This window comes from Staphylococcus auricularis, assembly GCF_001500315.1.
Lineage (GTDB): Bacteria > Bacillota > Bacilli > Staphylococcales > Staphylococcaceae > Staphylococcus > Staphylococcus auricularis.
Genome location: NZ_LLER01000033.1, coordinates 1 through 217 on the forward strand (window position 1 = coordinate 1; position 217 = coordinate 217).

A 217-nucleotide genomic window follows, 5' to 3' on the forward strand; every position below is an offset into this window, starting at 1 on the left:
GTTACCTGAACTTCAACCTGGTCATGGGTAGATCACCTGGTTTCGGGTCTACGACCAAATACTCAGCGCCCTATTCAGACTCGCTTTCGCTACGGCTCCACATTCGCTGCTTAACCTTGCATCAGATCGTAACTCGCCGGTTCATTCTACAAAAGGCACGCCATCACCCATTAACGGGCTCTGACTACTTGTAAGCACACGGTTTCAAGTTCTATTT

Annotated in this window: 1 rRNA gene; it reads right to left on the minus strand. The window is 48.8% G+C overall.

Annotation, left to right across the window (positions count from 1 at the left end):
- Window positions 1-217: ribosomal RNA gene (locus tag APS80_RS10365) — 23S ribosomal RNA — on the minus strand; the annotation flags it as partial.